Raw genomic sequence first — 16635 nt, forward strand, 5'->3', positions numbered from 1 at the left:
TCTGGTGGCTACAGGTCGCTTACGGACGGTTCACCTGGCCGGACCGGTCCGGCGGACGACTTAGGCTCTTACCGTGGCTACTCGTGTGCTCGTGGTGGACGACGACCCGACCGTGTCGAATGTCGTCTCGGCGTACCTGACCAAGGCCGGGTACGACGCCCGCGTGGTCGCGGACGGCGTGACAGCGGTCGAGGTCTGGCAGCAGTGGAAGCCGTCGGTCGTCGTACTGGACGTGATGCTGCCCGGGCTGTCCGGCCTGGAGGTGCTGCGCCGGCTGCGTGCTGCCGACGACGGCGCGGCGGTGATCATGCTGTCGGCCCGCGGCGAGGAGGAGGACCGCCTGGTCGGGCTGGAGTTCGGTGCGGACGACTACGTGGTCAAGCCGTTCAGTCCGCGCGAGCTGACGCTGCGGGTGCAGGCCATGCTGCGTCGCGAGGAGCGGCTGGCCGGTCTGGACCTGACGCCGACCAAGCTGCACTCCGGTCCGATCATCGTCGACACGGCCGCCCGGACGGCGACGCTGGACGGGGGCGAGCTGTCGCTGACGCATCGCGAGTTCGACCTGCTGGCGTTCCTGGTCGCGCACCCGGGCAAGGCGTACACGAAGGCCGAGCTGCTGCGGCGCGTGTGGGGCTGGGACTTCGGCGACTCGTCGACGGTCACCGTGCACATCCGCCGGCTGCGCGAGAAGATCGAGGCCGACCCGTCCGACCCGAAGCTGGTGCTGACCGTGCCGCGGACCGGCTACCGCTTCGCGGGTGAGGCGCAGTGAACCGCGACCAGGTCACGATCCTCGCGCTGACCGCGCTGTGGACCTTGGTGGTCGGCGCGATCGGTGCGGCGGTGCTGTGGCAGTTCAGGCGGCGGTCGTTGCGGGTCACGATCATCGTGGTCGCGCTGGCTCCGCTGGCGGCAGCGCTCGCGGCGGTCGGCCAGAGCGTGCGCGCGATGTTCATCTCGGCGCACGACTCGCTGGTAGTGCTCTGGACACTGGCGTTCTCCGGGCTGCTCGGCCTGGCGATGTCCGTGGTGCTCGCGCACTGGATCAGCACGGGCTCACGCGATGTCGGACGTCGCCTGCGAGACCTCGGTACGTCGTACGAGTCAGTGGGCGTGGCGACGAACGGCAACGTGCCTGCCGAGCTGGCTGACCTGACCGACGAGCTGGAGTCGACCAGGGCTCGCCTGGCGGCCTCTCGCGAGCGGGAGCGCGCTCTGGAGTCCAGCCGGCGGGAGCTGGTCGCGTTCATGTCCCACGACCTCCGTACACCGCTGGCTGGGCTGCGTGCGCTGTCGGAGGGGTTGGAGGACGGCGTCATCGAGGATGCGCCGGGTGCGCTGCGGCAGATGCGGACCACGGTGGACCGGATGACCGGGCTGGTGGACGACCTGTTCGAGCTGTCCCGGCTGTCGGCCGCTCCGCCGCCGCGGCGCCGGTCGGCGGTCAGCCTGCGGGAGCTGGCCGAGGACGTGGCGGGGGAGACCTCCGAGCACGCTCGTGCCAACGGGGTGACGGTGGCTGTGTCCGCACCGGCCGACGACGACCGCCTGGCTGTTCACGGCGATGCCGACGAGCTCACGCGCGCTGTGACGAACCTGGTGGGCAACGCGATCCGGCACACGGCCCCTGGCGGCACGGTGAAGGTAGCGGTCGACCGTGAGACTGACGGCCGGGTGCGGCTGGCTGTGATCGACGGCTGTGGCGGCATCCCCACCGACGACCTGGAGCGGGTGTTCGACATCGGCTGGCGTGGCGACGAGCAGCGGACGCCGGCCGCGACTTCCGCCGACAGCAGTGGTGGAGGCCTGGGGCTGGCCATCGCTCGGGGAGTGGTCGAGTCGCACGAAGGCACGATCGAGGTCAACAACGTGCCGGGCGGCTGTGCGTTCAGTATCGATCTGCCGCAGGTGAACGCACCCGTCAACGGCTGACGAGGTCCGCGACGCCGGTGGCGAGGTCGTAGGTCGGCTTCCAGCCCAGAGTGTCGCGCAGGCGCTGGGAGCTGGCGGTGATGTGCCGGACGTCGCCCAGCCGGTACTGACCGGTGACGACAGGCTTCGGGCCGTTGAGCGCGGTCGCCAGTTCCGTGGCGAGGTCGGCGATCGTGTGGACCGTGCCGCTGCCGACGTTGTACGCCGTGAAGGCGGGCGCGTCCTGCACAGTCGTGGCGGCTGTTGTCACCGCGGTGGCGATGTCGTGGACGTGGATGAAGTCGCGCCGCTGGCCGCCGTCCTCGTAGACCCGCGGGGCCTCGCCACGGGCGAGTGCCGAGCGGAAGAGCGACGCGACTCCGGCGTACGGGGTGTTGCGGGGCATGCCGGGGCCGTAGACGTTGTGGAAGCGCAGCGCGGCGACCCGGCCGCCGGTCTCCCGGGCCCAGGTGGAGGCCAGGTGCTCGCCGTTGAGCTTGGTGGTGGCGTAGGTGTTGCGCGGGTCGGCCGGTGCGGTCTCGTCGACCAGGCAGGGGCGCAGTTGCTCGCCACAGATCGGGCAGGGCGGCTCGAAGCGGCCGGCGTCCAGGTCCTCGGTACGGCGGGGGCCGGGCGCGACCAGGCCGTGGCTGTCGCACTCGTAGCGGCCTTCGCCGTACACGACCATGGAGCTGGCGTAGACGAGATTGCGGACGTTGCTGTGGGCGAGTTGCTTGAGCAGTACGGCGGTGCCGAGGCTATTGCTCGAGACGTAGTCGTCGATGTCGTCGAGGTCCACGCCGAGGCCGACCTTCGCGGCCAGGTGGATCACCACGTCGACGCCTTGCAGCACGGCGGCGACAGCGGCGGGATCGCGGATGTCGCCGACGGTCAGGTCAATCGCGGGCGGGGTGGTGTGGACGTCGGGGCGGAGTGAGTCGAAGACGACTGGGGTGTGGCCCTCGGCAAGCAACTGGGTGCGGACATGCTGCCCGATGAAGCCGGCGCCGCCGGTGAGCAGGACTCTCATCGGGCCGCCTGGGTTGTCCACAGGTGCTCGGCGGCGGTGCCGTCGAGGGAGTGGTGGCAGGTGCAGTCGCCGGTCGGGAGCTGGCCGATCACGTCGGTGAGCAGGGCCTTCAGGCGCTCGATGCTGCGGCCGAAGACCTCGAACACCTCGGCCTGGGTGACGCCCTCGCCGCTGGCGATGCCGGCATCGTGGTCGGTGACGACGGCGACGGAGGTGTAGCAAAGCGCCAGTTCGCGCGCGATGGATGCTTCGGGGGCGCCGGTCATGCCGACGAGGGACCAGCCTTGCGCGGCGTGCCACTGGGATTCGGCGCGGGTGGAGAACCGCGGGCCGTTGATGACGACCATGGTGCCGCCGTCGACGATCGCGTTGCCCGGCCCGCCGTCGACCACGCCGTTCTCCACGCCACCGCCGGTCGCGGTCGAGTTGCCGGCAGCAACGATCGTCTTGCGGGTGACCGGGCAGTACGGGTCGGCGGGGGAGACGTGGACGACCGGGCGCTGCTCGCCGTCGTACAGGGTGTGTTCGCGGCCCCAGGTGCGGTCGACGAACTGGTCGGGGACGACGATCGTGCCCGGCGTGAGCTCGCGGCGCAGGGAGCCGACCGCGCACGGGCCGAGCACGGTGCGGACGCCGAGGGAGTGCAGGGCCCACAGGTTCGCGCGGTAGTTGACGCGGTGCGGCGGCAGGCGGTGGTCGGCGCCGTGGCGCGGGATGAAGGCGACCTCGCGGCCGTTCACCTCGCCGACCACCGGCGGCTCGCTGGGTGGGCCGAACGGCGTCTCGACCGCGACGGGCCGCGCGTCGGCCAGGAACGAGTAGAAGCCGGAACCACCGATCACACCGATCTCTGCCATGCCTTCGAACCTATTGGCTGGTCGCCGGGCCCTTGGGCGATTCCTGGGGATCGTCAGCGGCCCGTAAGAATGGGGGCGTGGAGTTCACTGGCGTACTGCTGCTGGCCGGCGCGGCCGTGCTGCTGGTGGTGATCCTCTACGGCAGCTGGACAGTCGGCCGGCTCGACCGGCTGCACCACCGCGTGGCCACCGCCCGGGCCCGGCTGGAGACCGAGCTGGCCCGCCGGTCCGCTCTGGTCGCCGAGCTGGCCGGCAGCGGCGTACTGGACCCTGCCTCGTCGCTGCTCCTGCTGGACGCCGCCCACCGGGCCAGGACCGCGCCGGACGAGGAGCGGGAGCAGCGGGAGTCCGCACTGACCAGAGCGATCGCCGCGACCGGTACGGACGAGCAGCCGTGGGCGGGGGAGCTGGCGGCCGCTGTACGGCGCGTGCAGCTGGCTCGGCGGTTCCACAACGACATCGTCGTGTCCACGCGCGACCTGCGGACCCGGCGGCTGGTCACCTGGTTCCGGCTGGCCGGGCACGCGCCGATGCCGGGCACGATCGAGCTGGAGGACGGCAGTTGACGGACTTCGTCGCGGAGGCCGAGCGCTACCGGCACGAGCTGCGGGTGCACTGCTACCGGATGCTCGGCTCGTACGACGACGCCGAGGACCTCGTCCAGGAGACCTACCTGCGCGCCTGGCGGTCCCGCGACAGCTTCGAGGGGCGGTCGAGTCTGCGCGCCTGGCTGTACCGGATCGCGACCAACGCCTGCATCGACGACGTACGCCGTGCTTCCCGTGTCCTGCCGTACCAGCTGGAGCCGGAGTCGTTCCCTGCTGAGGCGCTGCCGGCCCGCGACGACCTGCCGTGGCTGCAGCCGTTCCCGGACGTGCTGCTGGACCGGGCCGAGGAGCCGGACGCGCAGGTGATCCGGCGGGAGACGATCGAGCTGGCGTTCCTGACCGCGATCCAGCAGCTGCCGCCGCGGCAACGGGCGGTGCTGATCTTCCGGGACGTGCTCGGGTGGTCGGCCAAGGAGACCGCCGAGGTGCTCGACCTGTCGGTGGCGGCCGCGAACTCGGCGCTGCAGCGAGCGCGGCCGATACTGCGGGAGCACCTGCCTGAACGGCGTACGGAGTGGTCGGCTTCGCCGTCCGCTGGGGAGCAGGCCTTGGTAGCGAAGTACATCGCGGCCTTCGAGGCGGGGGACGCTGCCGGGCTGGCGGCGTTGATGCACGAGGACGTGCGGGTCACCATGCCGCCGTACCCGTTCTGGTACAGCGGGCGGTCCAGGGCGGAGCAGGTGTTCGCGGCGAACTTCGCGCCGGGCGGGCCGGTCAACCGGGGCGCCTGGCGGTTCGTTGCTGTGGGCTTCAATCGGCAGCCGGCGGTCGCGGCCTACCTACGTTCGCCGGGTGACGATCGGTTCCGGCCGTTCGCGGTGACCGTGTTCCGGGTCGAGGCGGGGTTGGTGGCCGAGATGACCGCGTTCGAGGGCGTGGACTTCGCGTTGCTGGGGCTGCCGGGCTACTTGGCGTCGGCGTAACACTCGACGATCGCGGTGCCGAACGGGAAGCGGGTCGGCGTCGTACCGAAGCAGAGCGTTCCCGCGAGGTCGCCGGCGGCCTGGATGGCGGCGGCGACCTGCTCGGCCTCGTCGGCGGGGCAGTGCACGATCACCTCGTCGTGCTGGAAGAAGACCAGCTCGGCCTTGAGCGTCGCGATCGACTGCCGCAGCGCGGCCATCATCAGCACCGCCCAGTCGGCAGCACTGCCCTGTACGACGAAGTTGCGCGTGAAGCGGCCACGGGCGCGAGCCCGGCGTCCGTCCACCTGCGGCTCGTCGGCGGGCGGACCTTCCAGCTGCGCGGCGTCGAGCTGCGAGCCGGACGGGGGACAGGTGCGGCCGAGCCAGGTGCGGACCAGGCGGCCCTCCTCGCCGGCGCGCGCGGCGTCGTCGACGTACTGGACGGCTTTGGGGAATCGCTTGCGGAGGTCGGCCAGGTTCTTCAGACCGTCGCCGGAGGTCTGGCCGTAGATGGCGCCGAGCACGGCGATCTTGGCCTTGTCGCGATTACCTTCGAAGGCCTTGTCCGAGACCGCTTTGTAGAGGTCGGCGGCGTCGCCGGCGACCTGCATGAAGGCGTGGTCGCGGGAGATCGCGGCCAGGATGCGTGGCTCGAGCTGGGAGGCGTCGGCCACGACCAGCCGCCAGCCGGGGTCGGCGACGACCGCGCGGCGGATCACCTTCGGGATCTGCAGGCCGCCACCGCCGTTGGTGATCCAGCGGCCGGAGACAGTGCCACCGGGGACGAAGCCGGGGCGGAAGCGGCCGTCGTGGACCCAGTCGTGCAGCCAGGTCCAGCCGTTCGCGGTGTAGATGCGGTAGAGCTTCTTGTACTCGATCAGCGGCTCGACCGCGGGGTGGTCGATGGTCTGCAGCTCCCAGCGTCTCGTTGAGCTGAGCTGGTGGCCGGCCTGCTTGAACGCCTTCAGTACGTCGGCCGGGAGGTCCGGTCGCACGCGCCTCCCGAAGGCGGCGGAGACCTGCTCGGCCAGCTCGGTCAGGCGGCGCGGCTCGCCGCCACCGGCGTACCGGTCGCCCAGGAGCTCGGTGAGGAGGGCACGGTGGCCTTCGGCGCTCCAGGGGAGGCCAGCTCGGTCCATCTCGGCGGCGATGAGCCAGCCGGAGGACTCGGAGGCGGTGAGCAGGCGCATGCGGTCCGGGTGCTCGGTGTCGTGGTGGCGACGGAGCTGGTCGGCGTAGACGCGGAGGAGCGCTTCGAAGGGGAGCGGCTCGGTCTCGATGTCGAAGAGGGAGGACTGCTCGCCGCCTGGTTCGGTGGCGCGCATCGGTGGGTCGGGTGGGACGGGCTGGTTGGTCAGGCGCGCCCATGCGGCGGCTGCTGAGCGTGGCTCGCCTAGCCGGCCCGCGTGGCCGAGGAGGAGGCCTTCGGCGGTCTCGATGTCGTAGCAGCGCTCTACTCGTACGCCGGCGGCCAGGAGGCGGGGGTAGATCTCGGCTGTCGAGCGCCAGACCCAGCGGGTGACGTGTGGCCGGGAAGCTACGGCAGCTGCCAGGTCGCTTTCTTGGACGATTTCACCGGCGGGCTGACCGTCCGGATGAAGGGCAACGAGCAGTGCGCCGCCGCCTTCGGTCGGAGCAATCGCCCATCTCTCGTCCACACGGAGATCCTCGCACCCGCCACCGACAGTCCGATCATTCAGTCTCATCAGGCCAGTGGTGTCAGACTGGACTCATGTGGCGGGGGAGTGATCTGGACCCGGCGGACGGGAACCGGACCGAGCAGGTCGAGGCGTTGGTGCTGCGGCGGATCGAGCGGGGGGACCTGTCGATCGGGTCGCGGCTGCCGTCGGAGCGGGTGCTGGCGGAGCGGCTCGAGGTGAGTCGGGTGACGGTGGTCCGGGCGCTCGACCAGTTGCGGGCGGACGGCGTACTGGAGACCAGGCGGGGGTCCGGCACGCATGTGCGGCCGCTGGACCGGCTGCTGGACCCGATCGCTCCGGTGTCGACGGTGACGCCGGGGGACCAGCCGTTGCTGGACCTGCGGTTCGCTACGACGGCGGCTCCGCATGATGTCGCCGAGGTGGCGGCGCAGATCGTGGCCGAGGGGCTGCCGCAGGCGATGGGCGGCGACGGACCGCCGTCGGGAGGCTCGCTGGAGCTGCGTACGGCGCTGGCCGAGCGGCTGACGTCCGAAGGCGTCCCGACCGAGCCGGGGCAGCTCACGCTGACGGTTGGTGCGGCGGCTGGGCTGAACGCGGCCCTGGCCGGGCTGGACCTCGGACCGGGCGTCGCGATCACCGAGACCCCGACGTACCCGGCGGCCTTCGACCTGCTGCGCAACCACCGGCTGGACGTCGTCGGCTGGCCTGCTGGTGTCTGGGACACCGACCAACTCGCTCACCTCTGCCGGCGCCACAAGCCCAAGGTCATTTATCTGCAGGCCGACAACCACAACCCGACCGGGCTGAGCCTGCCGGCGGACCGGCGTACGGCGGTGGTGGAGATCGCCCGGCGGTACGGCGCCGCGCTGATCAGCGACGAGACCATGCGACCCCTCTGGCTGGCCAGCGGCAAGCAGGCCGACCCGCTGAGTCGCTATCCGCGCACTGTCAGCGTCGGCTCGCTCAGCAAGACAGTGTGGGGAGGCCTGCGGGTCGGCTGGGTCCGGACCGGTCGCCAGCTGCGCAGGAGGATCAACACCTCGGCGCACCTGAGTGTGACGTCGCCCAGTGCGCTGGACGACCTGCTGGCATTGGCGATCCTGGACCGGTTCGACCGGGTGATCTCACGGCGCAAGACCCGGCTCCGGGCCAACCTGACCGCACTGGAGACTGGACTGAAGACGGTGCCCGGAGTGGCCTGGGCGACTCCCACCGGTGGCATGACCCTGTGGCTGGAGCTCACCGACGTACGGGCTCGTCGAGTGCTGGAGGCAGCGCGTGAGCAGGGGCTGCTGCTGGGCGCCGGTGATCTGTTCACGCCGGACGGCACCGACCGGCGGCACTTGCGGATCCCGTTCACCGCGCCTCCTGCGACGCTGCGGCTGGTCGTGGCCCGGCTGACCACCGCGATCGCTCAGTCCAGTTGATTCAAGGTGGACTGAAACCGGCAGCGGTCGGAGTCCTAGGCTGGAGGCGTACCCCAGTTCTGACCAGGAGGACCCGAAGTGACTGAGACGACCGCACCGCAGACCGGTACCGCGAAGGTCAAGCGTGGCATGGCGGAGATGCTCAAGGGCGGCGTGATCATGGACGTCGTCACCGCCGAGCAGGCCAAGATCGCCGAGGACGCCGGCGCTGTCGCGGTGATGGCGCTGGAGCGGGTCCCGGCCGACATCCGCGCCCAGGGCGGCGTGTCCCGGATGAGCGACCCGGACATGATCGACTCGATCGTGCGCGCGGTCTCCATCCCGGTGATGGCCAAGTCTCGGATCGGTCACTTCGTCGAGGCGCAGGTGCTGCAGAGCCTCGGTGTCGACTACATCGACGAGTCCGAGGTGCTCACCCCGGCCGACTACGCCAACCACATCGACAAGTGGAACTTCACCGTTCCGTTCGTCTGTGGCGCGACCAACCTGGGCGAGGCGCTGCGCCGGATCACCGAGGGCGCGGCGATGATCCGCTCCAAGGGCGAGGCCGGCACCGGTGACGTCTCCAACGCGACCACCCACATGCGCCAGATCCGCCAGGAGCTGCGCCGCCTGCAGAACCTGCCGGAGGACGAGCTGTTCGTCGCCGCCAAGGAGCTGCAGGCGCCGTACGAGCTGGTCAAGGAGGTCGCTCAGCTCGGCAAGCTCCCGGTGGTGCTGTTCACCGCCGGTGGCATCGCGACCCCGGCCGACGCCGCGATGATGATGCAGCTCGGCGCCGAGGGCGTGTTCGTCGGCTCCGGCATCTTCAAGTCCGGCAACCCGGCCCTGCGCGCCGAGGCGATCGTCAAGGCCACCACCTTCCACGACGACCCCGACGTGATCGCCAAGGTCTCCCGCGGTCTGGGCGAAGCGATGGTCGGCATCAACGTCGACGAGATCCCGCAGCCCCACCGCCTCGCCGACCGCGGCTGGTAAAGAGGTGTTCCGGCTCATGCCGCCGGCGGCGGCATGAGCCGCGCGGATTCCGCGCCGGCGGTCGGTTAGCGTCGGGGCGTGCTACTTCCTGAAGCCTCGGTGCCGGGGGCGGATCTGCCGGTTCGGGCGGTGCTGCCTGCCACGGTCGATGCGGTGCGTTCTGCCGGTACGGCGGTGCTGGTCGCACCACCTGGGTCGGGGAAGACCTCGTTGTTGCCTCTGGCCTTGGGTGATGCGCTCGGCGGCACGATCGTTGTCGCCGAGCCGCGCCGGATGGCGACGCGTGCGGCGGCTGCGCGGTTGGCGATGTTGGTTGGTGAGCCGCTCGGGCAGCGGGTTGGCTATGCGATGCGCGGTGAGCGCAGTGGCGGTCGAGGGCTGCGGGTTGAGGTGGTGACGACCGGGTTGCTCGTACGGCGGTTGCAGCAGAACCCGGAGTTGCCGGGGGTTGCGGCGATCGTCATCGACGAGTGTCACGAGCGACATCTCGATGCTGATCTGCTGCTGGCGTTCTGTCTCGATGTGCGGGCGAATCTGCGGGAGGACCTGGCGATCGTCGCGACTTCGGCTACTGCGGACACTGTTCGGTTGAGTCGCGCTCTGGGTGCTGCGGGTCCGGCGCCGGTGATCACTGCGTCTGCTGCGTTGTTCGACGTGGGGGTCGAGTGGGCGCCGCCTCCGGTGCCTGTGCCGCTGCTTCCTGGTGGGCGGGTGGATCCGCGGCTGCTGGATCACGTTGCGGCCGTCGTACGGCGGGCGGTGGCGGAGAACGAGGGCGACATTCTGGTGTTCGTGCCGGGGGAGGGCGAGATCAACGGGGTGACTCGGCGGTTGGCCGACCTCAATGTGTTGCCGTTGTTCGGTCGTCAGTCGAGGGCCGAGCAGGATCGCGCGTTGGCGCCGGGCGCTGCGCGCCGGATCGTGGTTACTACGTCGGTTGCGGAGAGTTCGCTGACGGTGCCTGGGGTTCGGGTGGTGGTGGACTCGGGGCTGGCTCGGGAGCCGCGGACGGATCAGTCGCGTGGACTTGGGGCGTTGGTGACGTGCCGGGTTTCGAAGTCGTCGGCCGAGCAGCGTGCGGGGCGTGCTGGGCGGGAGGCGCCTGGGCGGGTCTACCGGTGCTGGTCTGCCACTGATCACGCGCATCTCGACGATCATCCGGCGCCGGAGATCGCGATCGCCGATCTGGCCGCGTTCGCGCTTGACCTTGCGGCTTGGGGTGCGCCTGGTGGTGACGGGCTGACCTTGCTCGAGGCGCCGCCTGTGGTGGCGATGACTGCGGCCACCGAGTTGCTGCGCCGCCTCGATGCCATCGACGACGGCGGTCGGATCACCGAGCGAGGACGTCGGATGGCGGCGGTCGGGGCGCATCCTCGGTTGGCGCGTGCGTTGCTGGACGGTACGCCGAGGGTCGGTGCTGATCGGGCGCGTGAGGTGGTCGCGATGCTCTCGGACGATTCCGGTCGGGACTTCGGTGATGATCTGCCGGCTCGCTGGCGAGCGCTGCGGCGCGGCGAGGACCGCGGAGCTACAGCCCGCTGGAGAGAAGAGACGAAGCGCCTCGGCCGAGGGACGACCGGCGACCCGTCGGGTGGGGCCGGAGCGCAATCGGCGGTCGGTGGGAGCGCCGTGGCCAACCCAACGCGTCCGTCGGGTGGAGACGGAGCGCCGCAGGCTGGTCGCGGCGTGGCCGCCGTACCGGATGATCTTGCGGCGGGGATCGTGGTCGGCTTGGCCTATCCGGATCGGATCGCTCGGATCCGCGGGGCCGACTCTGCGACGTACCAGATGTCTGGTGGGACAGGTGCCGCTCTGGATCCGCAGTCTCCCTTGCGGACCACGGCCTGGCTGGCGATTGCGGTGGCTGATCGGGCGCCTGGTCGTGCCGACGCGAGGATCCGTTCCGCGGCGCCGCTCGACGAGCAGACCGCGCGGGACATCGCGGGCGATCTCCTCGCGACCACCGATCAGATCCGCTGGGACGACGGCCGGATCGTGACGCGGCGGGTCGAGGCGCTCGGTGCGATCGTGCTCAACGACGTACCGCTGGCCAAGCCCGACCGGCTGCTCGTTCAAGCGGCCGTCCGCGACGGGATCCGGCGAAGCGGGCTGTCTGTACTGCGCTGGTCCGAGGCCGCAGTCGCTCTGCGGGAGCGGCTCGCGTTCTGCCACGCCCACCTCGGAGCCCCGTGGCCCGCGGTCGACGACGAAGCGCTGCTGGCCAACCTGGACGAATGGCTGGGGACCGAGCTCGCCTCGGTCCGACGCTCGGGCGATCTGACCCGCATCGACGTGGCATCGGCGCTCCGGCGACTCCTGCCGTGGCCCGCGGCAACCCGGTTCGGCGAACTCGCACCGGAACGGCTCAAGGTCCCCTCGGGCTCCGAGGTACGACTCGCGTACGACGGCGTCGAGCCGCCGGTCCTCGCAGTGAAGCTGCAGGAGGTCTTCGGCTGGACTGCCACGCCAGCCGTCGCCGATGGTCGCGTCCCGGTCGTGCTGCACCTGCTGTCGCCTGCCCGCCGACCGGTCGCGATCACGAGCGATCTCGCCTCGTTCTGGAAACAGGGTTATCCACAGGTCCGCGCCGACCTGCGAGCCCGCTACCCGCGCCATCCGTGGCCCGAAGACCCACTCACCGCCGTACCGACCAAACGCGTGAAACCGCGCCAATGAACGGAGCTAACCTGAACACCATGGACGTACTTTCTGCGGCGGGCGAGCGGACTGCTCGCGAGCTGCGTGGGCTCGCTCGCGTGCTCGTCCGTTCCGGCTACGCGGACCGCGCCGCGGTGACGGCTGCGCTGACCGAGGCCGTCCAGGAGGACGCGCCCGCGGCGGACCCGGCGGTCGTCGTACCGGAGCTGATTGCCGAGGCATTGGCTGACCTGCGGGCTGATGCTTCGGATTGGCCGGCGGAGACCGCGCCCGACCGGTTGGACGCCGTACTGGCCGAGCTGGAGTCGCTGGGGATCGTGGTCGTTCGCTATTGCGCGGACCATCACGACGCCCGCCGGGCGCTGGAGGCGGCGACGGATCCGAAGGGGCTGGTGTTCTTCACCGACACCGACGTCTGGCACGCGGTGGACTTCGGGATGCTCGAGCTGAAGGTCTGGCACCCCGACACCGCCAACGTCGCGCCCGGTGAGCCGCTGTTGGACGACGTACTGGCTCTGCTGACCGAGCGGGAGCTCCCGGCGACCTTCGACGAGGGCCGCATCGAGGTCACCGTGAGCTGGCAGCGGAGGGTCGAGCTGTGATCGGCGTCTTCGCACTGCAGGGCAACGTCCGCGAGCACCTGCAGATGCTGGCCCAGGTCGGCGAGGAGGCCGTGCCCGTACGACGGCCGTCCGAGCTGGAAGCGGTCGACGCGCTCGTACTGCCCGGCGGCGAGTCCACGACGATGTACAAACTGGCCCGGTCGTTCGACCTGTTCGAGCCGCTGCAGAAGCGGATCGCGGACGGGATGCCGGTGTTCGGAACGTGCGCCGGGATGATCATGCTGGCGGACCAGATCAACGGCGGGATCGAAGGCCAGGAAACGCTCGGCGGGCTCGACGTCACCGTCCAGCGGAACGCGTTCGGACGGCAGGTGGACTCGTTCGAGGCCGATCTGGAGTTCGCCGCCTTCGACGCGCCGTACCACGCGGTGTTCATCCGGGCACCGTGGGTGGAGCGGGTCGGGCCCGGCGTGGAGGTACTGTCGACGGTGAGGTCTGGACCGGCGATGGGTAGGATCGTCGCGGTTCGCCACGATCGGCTGCTGGCCACGTCGTTCCACCCTGAGATGACGGGGGACGCCAGGCTGCACGGGTACTTCGCCGACCTGGTGCGTGACCTCTAAGTCTGTTCGGCGGTAGAAGGGTTGGGTTCGCGATGTCAGGCCACTCCAAATGGGCCACCACCAAGCACAAGAAAGCGGTCATCGACTCGAGGCGCGCCAAGCTCTTCGCGAAGCTGATCAAGAACATCGAGGTGGCCGCCCGTACCGGCGGCGGTGACCTGGCCGGGAACCCGACCCTGTACGACGCGGTGCAGAAGGCCAAGAAGTCGTCGGTCCCGAACGACAACATCGACCGCGCGGTCAAGCGTGGCTCCGGCGCCGAGGCGGGTGGCGCGGACTGGCAGTCGATCACGTACGAGGGCTACGGCCCGAACGGCGTGGCGATGCTGATCGAGTGCCTGACCGACAACCGCAACCGCGCCGCGGCCGACGTCCGGACCGCGATGACGCGCAACGGCGGCTCGCTGGCCGACCCGAACTCGGTCGCGTACCTGTTCAACCGCAAGGGCGTCATCGTGGTGAACAAGGAGCAGGACGGCAAGACCTACTCCGAGGACGACGTGATGGAGGCCGTGCTCGAGGCCGGCGCCGACGAGGTCAACGACCTCGGCGAGGCGTTCGAGGTGATCAGCGAGGCGACCGACCTGGTCAAGGTCCGGACCGCGCTGCAGGACGCCGGGATCGACTACGAGTCGGCCGACGCGTCGTTCGTCCCGTCGATGACGGTCGAGCTGGACGCCGACGGCGCGAACAAGATCTTCCGGCTGATCGACGCGCTCGAGGACAGCGACGACGTGCAGAACGTCTTCGCGAACTTCGACGTCTCCGACGAGGTCATGGCCGAGGTCGGCTGACAGTGTTGTGACCAGCGGCGCCCGGGATGCCTCCCGGGCGCCGCTGCTGTCTTGTGGTGCTTGTTAACTCACGGGTAACATCGGCCGCATGGCGACTCAGGTGCTGGCGATGTGGGAGCGGTTGCGCACCGTCCCGGGCGGTCCGCGGATCTTCTCGTTCGCGTTCAGCCGGCGGGCGCCGTACTTCGGGTCGATCCGGCCGCGTTTCGTCCAGGTCAGCCCGAACTTCGCGTCCCTGGTGCTGCCCAAGCGCCGCGCGGTGCAGAACCACATCGGCACCGTGCACGCGATCGCCGTCTGCAACGGCCTGGAGGCCGCGATGGGCGCCCTCGCCGAGGCGACCGTCCCGACCGGCAAACGCTGGCTCCCGAAGGGTATGGACGTCGCCTACCTGGCCAAGTCCACCTCGGACCTGACCTGCACGGCCGAGACCGACCCGACCGCCTGGACCGCCGGCCCCGACGTACCGGTCCGCGTCAAAGCCACCCGCACCGACGGCACGGTAGTTGTCGAGGGCACGATCAACCTCTGGGTCACCGACAAGAAGTAGCTGACCTGCCCGGCTGGAACAATCCGCCCGATGAGGCGATGGGTTCTGGCCGGGGGAGTCCTCGTCTAAGTGGCGGCGGTCGCCGTACTGGTTGCTACTGGCAACACCGACATCCGCTACAGCGCCGACAGCGACGACACCCAGCCGATGTGGCTGCGCTGGATTCCGGCGGCAGTGGGCATCCTGCTGATCCGGTTGACTCCGCCGCAGCTCGAGCGGCAGGCCGGGGGAGTGCCGGATCGCCGCCAGGCCTGGATCCTGACCGGACTCGCGCTCGCGTTCGCCGTACTGCTGAAGCTCTTCGGGCTCTTCGAGGTGTGGAAGCTGCTCCTGCTGCTCGTGGTGCCGCTGGCTGTGTTCCGATGGCTCGGCGGCAAGCCGACAGCGCTGTGGCCGGCTACTGCGCGCTGGGCTCCGGCCCTGCCAGTGGGTGCCTGGCTGCTGCTCACGTACGTCGGTCCGCTGGCGCAGGAGGGCTCGCGGCCCGACCTGGCGGCGCTGGAGCTGGTGGTGACGATGCTGGTGGTCTTCTTGGTCAACAGCCTGTTGGAGGAGGTGTTCTACCGGCGCTGGCTGCAGACGCGCTGGGAGCAGCTGCTCGGGCCCTGGCCGGCCATCGTGATCTCCTCACTGCTCTGGTCGGTCTGGCACATCGGTATCCAGGGACGTGGTGAGCTGGCCGTCGACCTGGCGGCGGTAGTGGTCAACCAGGGGGTGCTGGGGTTGTTCCTGGGCTACCTGTGGAGCCGGTATAGGCGGATGTGGCCGGTGGTCACCGTGCACGGTGCGGTGAACGCGATGGGGATATTGGTGTCGCTGGTCTGAGGGGCTCGTCGTAGGGTCTGGGCGTGACTGATGCGCTGCGACTCGTCGACATCACCGAGGACCATCTGGACGCCGTACTGCGAGTGAGAGCTCGGTCGTTCGGGCCGCTGCCCGCTTCCTCGCGGGAGCAGTGGCGCAAGGACGCGGTGGAGTTCCTGGAGGACGGCCGGTACGTCGGGGTGGTGGACGGCGACGAGGTGGTCGCGGCGTCGCGGATCTGGGACTTCCGGCAGTGGTGGGGCGGGCGGCAGGTGCCGATGGCTGGGATCGCCGGCGTGGTCGTGTCGCCGGAGTACCGGGGGCGTGGCGTCGGCAGCATGCTGATGCGCGGAGTGCTGCAGCGGAGCATCGACCGGGGCTTCCCGCTCACCGCGCTGTACCCGGCGACCACGGTGATCTACCGGAAGCTCGGCTACGAGTTCGGCGGCGGGCGGTACCGGTTCTCCTTCCAGGCGGCGGATCTGCGGTCGCTGGGCGGTCGCGGCGTCGACATCCGGCGGGCCGGTCCTGCTGACGCCGGGCGGTTCCTGGAGCTGGTCGCACAGGCGCATGAGGGCGGGCGCGCCAGCGGCGTACTGGGTTGGCCGGAGTCGAAGGTGGCCGAATGGCTGGCCGACGACGAGGACACCTTCGCCTACCTCGCCGACGACGGGTTCGTCGTCTACAACTGGGACGGCAACAACCTGCGCGTCGACGAGCTCATCGCCCACTCCGAAACGACCGCCCGGGCGCTGTGGGCCACTGTCGGCTCCGGCTCGTCGACGGCTCGGTCCGTGCACGCCTACATCTCGCCGAACGACCCGGTGCACCTGCTGGCGCAGCTGGAGGCGGACAAGGAGACTCACGTCCAGCACTGGATGCTGAGGCTGCTCGACGCCCCGGCTGCGATCGCCGCTCGCGGGTTCGCGCCTGGTGCGGCGGTTGAGGTTGAGTTCCAGCTCGACGACGCCGAGGTGCCGGCCCACTCCGGTCGCTGGCACCTGTCCGTGGCCGACGGCTCCGGCAAGCTGATGCCGTCCTCCGGATCGGGCGACGCACTGCGGCTCGGGTCGCGCGGACTGTCTGCCTTGTACGCCGGTACGCCGCTGGCTTCCCTGCGCGCGGCCGGTCTGGCAGTCGGTGGGTCGGTGGCGGCTGACGGCTTGCTCGACACGGCGTTCGGTGGCGCTCCGGCGTACATGCTCGACTTCTTCTGATCGCCGTTGTCCACAGGAGCGCGGCGCGTCGATTTCGTCGCGGTGGGAC

Annotated in this window: 16 protein-coding genes; 13 read left to right on the top strand and 3 right to left on the bottom strand. The window is 70.3% G+C overall.

The annotated features are described in order from the left end of the window. Positions 1-73: 73 nt before the first annotated feature. Together ACYVIO_RS38705 and ACYVIO_RS38710 are read left to right on the top strand one after the other, a co-directional pair. Positions 74-772, top strand: a complete 699-nt coding sequence (locus tag ACYVIO_RS38705) for a response regulator transcription factor (RefSeq protein WP_460655983.1) — start codon at positions 74-76, stop codon at positions 770-772. Beyond that, positions 769-1932 carry a sensor histidine kinase gene (locus tag ACYVIO_RS38710; RefSeq protein WP_460655984.1) on the top strand — a complete coding sequence of 388 codons (1164 nt, stop codon included), beginning with the start codon at positions 769-771 and terminating at the stop codon, positions 1930-1932. Before ACYVIO_RS38705 ends, ACYVIO_RS38710 begins: the two co-directional genes overlap by 4 nt. Here ACYVIO_RS38710 and ACYVIO_RS38715 read toward each other — a convergent pair. Continuing rightward, a complete protein-coding gene (locus ACYVIO_RS38715) occupies positions 1922-2941 on the bottom strand; it encodes an NAD-dependent epimerase/dehydratase family protein (protein ID WP_460655985.1) in 1020 nt (339 codons plus the stop codon). The two genes, ACYVIO_RS38710 and ACYVIO_RS38715, sit on opposite strands and share 11 nt — an antisense overlap. Then, positions 2938-3798, bottom strand: coding sequence for an S-methyl-5'-thioadenosine phosphorylase (locus ACYVIO_RS38720; protein ID WP_460655986.1), 861 nt, complete (start codon positions 3796-3798; stop codon positions 2938-2940). Before ACYVIO_RS38720 ends, ACYVIO_RS38715 begins: the two co-directional genes overlap by 4 nt. A 77-nt stretch (positions 3799-3875) precedes the next feature. Here ACYVIO_RS38720 and ACYVIO_RS38725 point away from each other — a divergent pair, with 77 nt between their 5' ends. Further along, complete coding sequence (locus tag ACYVIO_RS38725; RefSeq protein ID WP_460655987.1) at positions 3876-4364, top strand: hypothetical protein; 489 nt, start codon at positions 3876-3878, stop codon at positions 4362-4364. Then, complete coding sequence (locus tag ACYVIO_RS38730; RefSeq protein ID WP_460655988.1) at positions 4361-5329, top strand: RNA polymerase subunit sigma-70; 969 nt, start codon at positions 4361-4363, stop codon at positions 5327-5329. Before ACYVIO_RS38725 ends, ACYVIO_RS38730 begins: the two co-directional genes overlap by 4 nt. Here the strand turns inward: ACYVIO_RS38730 and ACYVIO_RS38735 are convergent. Beyond that, entirely contained in the window at positions 5311-6969 is a 1659-nt protein-coding gene (locus tag ACYVIO_RS38735; RefSeq protein ID WP_460655989.1) for a bifunctional 3'-5' exonuclease/DNA polymerase, read from the bottom strand. The genes ACYVIO_RS38730 and ACYVIO_RS38735 overlap by 19 nt on opposite strands. Positions 6970-7043: 74 nt before the next feature. Between ACYVIO_RS38735 and ACYVIO_RS38740 the strand changes: the two genes are divergently transcribed. From ACYVIO_RS38740 to ACYVIO_RS38780, 9 genes are all read left to right on the top strand, one after another. Then, positions 7044-8399 (top strand): aminotransferase-like domain-containing protein, encoded by a 1356-nt coding sequence (locus ACYVIO_RS38740; RefSeq protein ID WP_460655990.1) that lies wholly within the window; start codon positions 7044-7046, stop codon positions 8397-8399. 78 nt (positions 8400-8477) lie between these two features. Next, the gene (gene pdxS / locus ACYVIO_RS38745; protein WP_460655991.1) at positions 8478-9377 is read left to right on the top strand and encodes a pyridoxal 5'-phosphate synthase lyase subunit PdxS; all 900 of its coding nucleotides are present in this window, start codon (positions 8478-8480) and stop codon (positions 9375-9377) included. A gap of 78 nt (positions 9378-9455) precedes the next feature. Continuing rightward, entirely contained in the window at positions 9456-12053 is a 2598-nt protein-coding gene (hrpB, locus tag ACYVIO_RS38750) for an ATP-dependent helicase HrpB (protein WP_460655992.1), read from the top strand. 20 nt (positions 12054-12073) lie between these two features. Further along, positions 12074-12637 carry a DUF6891 domain-containing protein gene (locus tag ACYVIO_RS38755; RefSeq protein ID WP_460655993.1) on the top strand — a complete coding sequence of 188 codons (564 nt, stop codon included), beginning with the start codon at positions 12074-12076 and terminating at the stop codon, positions 12635-12637. Beyond that, complete coding sequence (gene pdxT / locus ACYVIO_RS38760; RefSeq protein ID WP_460655994.1) at positions 12634-13221, top strand: pyridoxal 5'-phosphate synthase glutaminase subunit PdxT; 588 nt, start codon at positions 12634-12636, stop codon at positions 13219-13221. Before ACYVIO_RS38755 ends, pdxT begins: the two co-directional genes overlap by 4 nt. A 32-nt stretch (positions 13222-13253) precedes the next feature. Then, positions 13254-14015 carry a YebC/PmpR family DNA-binding transcriptional regulator gene (locus ACYVIO_RS38765; protein WP_460655995.1) on the top strand — a complete coding sequence of 254 codons (762 nt, stop codon included), beginning with the start codon at positions 13254-13256 and terminating at the stop codon, positions 14013-14015. 88 nt (positions 14016-14103) lie between these two features. Beyond that, on the top strand, positions 14104-14565 hold the full coding sequence (locus tag ACYVIO_RS38770; protein ID WP_460655996.1) for a hotdog fold domain-containing protein: 462 nt from the start codon (positions 14104-14106) through the stop codon (positions 14563-14565). A gap of 69 nt (positions 14566-14634) precedes the next feature. Beyond that, positions 14635-15390: a lysostaphin resistance A-like protein gene (locus ACYVIO_RS38775; RefSeq protein WP_460655997.1), complete on the top strand. Its 756-nt coding sequence runs from the start codon at positions 14635-14637 to the stop codon at positions 15388-15390. A 23-nt stretch (positions 15391-15413) separates the two neighbouring features. Next, positions 15414-16586: a GNAT family N-acetyltransferase gene (locus ACYVIO_RS38780; protein WP_460655998.1), complete on the top strand. Its 1173-nt coding sequence runs from the start codon at positions 15414-15416 to the stop codon at positions 16584-16586. The last annotated feature ends 49 nt before the right edge of the window (positions 16587-16635 follow it).

It is taken from the genome of Kribbella endophytica, assembly GCF_054781295.1.

What these genes read in the sequence shown, in the direction of transcription:
- ACYVIO_RS38755 (WP_460655993.1), top strand. Translation starts at nt 12,074, where the DNA reads ATGGACGTACTTTCTGCGGCGGGCGAGCGGACTGCTCGCGAGCTGCGT.
- ACYVIO_RS38715 (WP_460655985.1), bottom strand. Translation starts at nt 2,941, where the DNA reads ATGAGAGTCCTGCTCACCGGCGGCGCCGGCTTCATCGGGCAGCATGTC.
- ACYVIO_RS38765 (WP_460655995.1), top strand. Translation starts at nt 13,254, where the DNA reads ATGTCAGGCCACTCCAAATGGGCCACCACCAAGCACAAGAAAGCGGTC.
- ACYVIO_RS38720 (WP_460655986.1), bottom strand. Translation starts at nt 3,798, where the DNA reads ATGGCAGAGATCGGTGTGATCGGTGGTTCCGGCTTCTACTCGTTCCTG.
- ACYVIO_RS38740 (WP_460655990.1), top strand. Translation starts at nt 7,044, where the DNA reads ATGTGGCGGGGGAGTGATCTGGACCCGGCGGACGGGAACCGGACCGAG.
- ACYVIO_RS38770 (WP_460655996.1), top strand. Translation starts at nt 14,104, where the DNA reads ATGGCGACTCAGGTGCTGGCGATGTGGGAGCGGTTGCGCACCGTCCCG.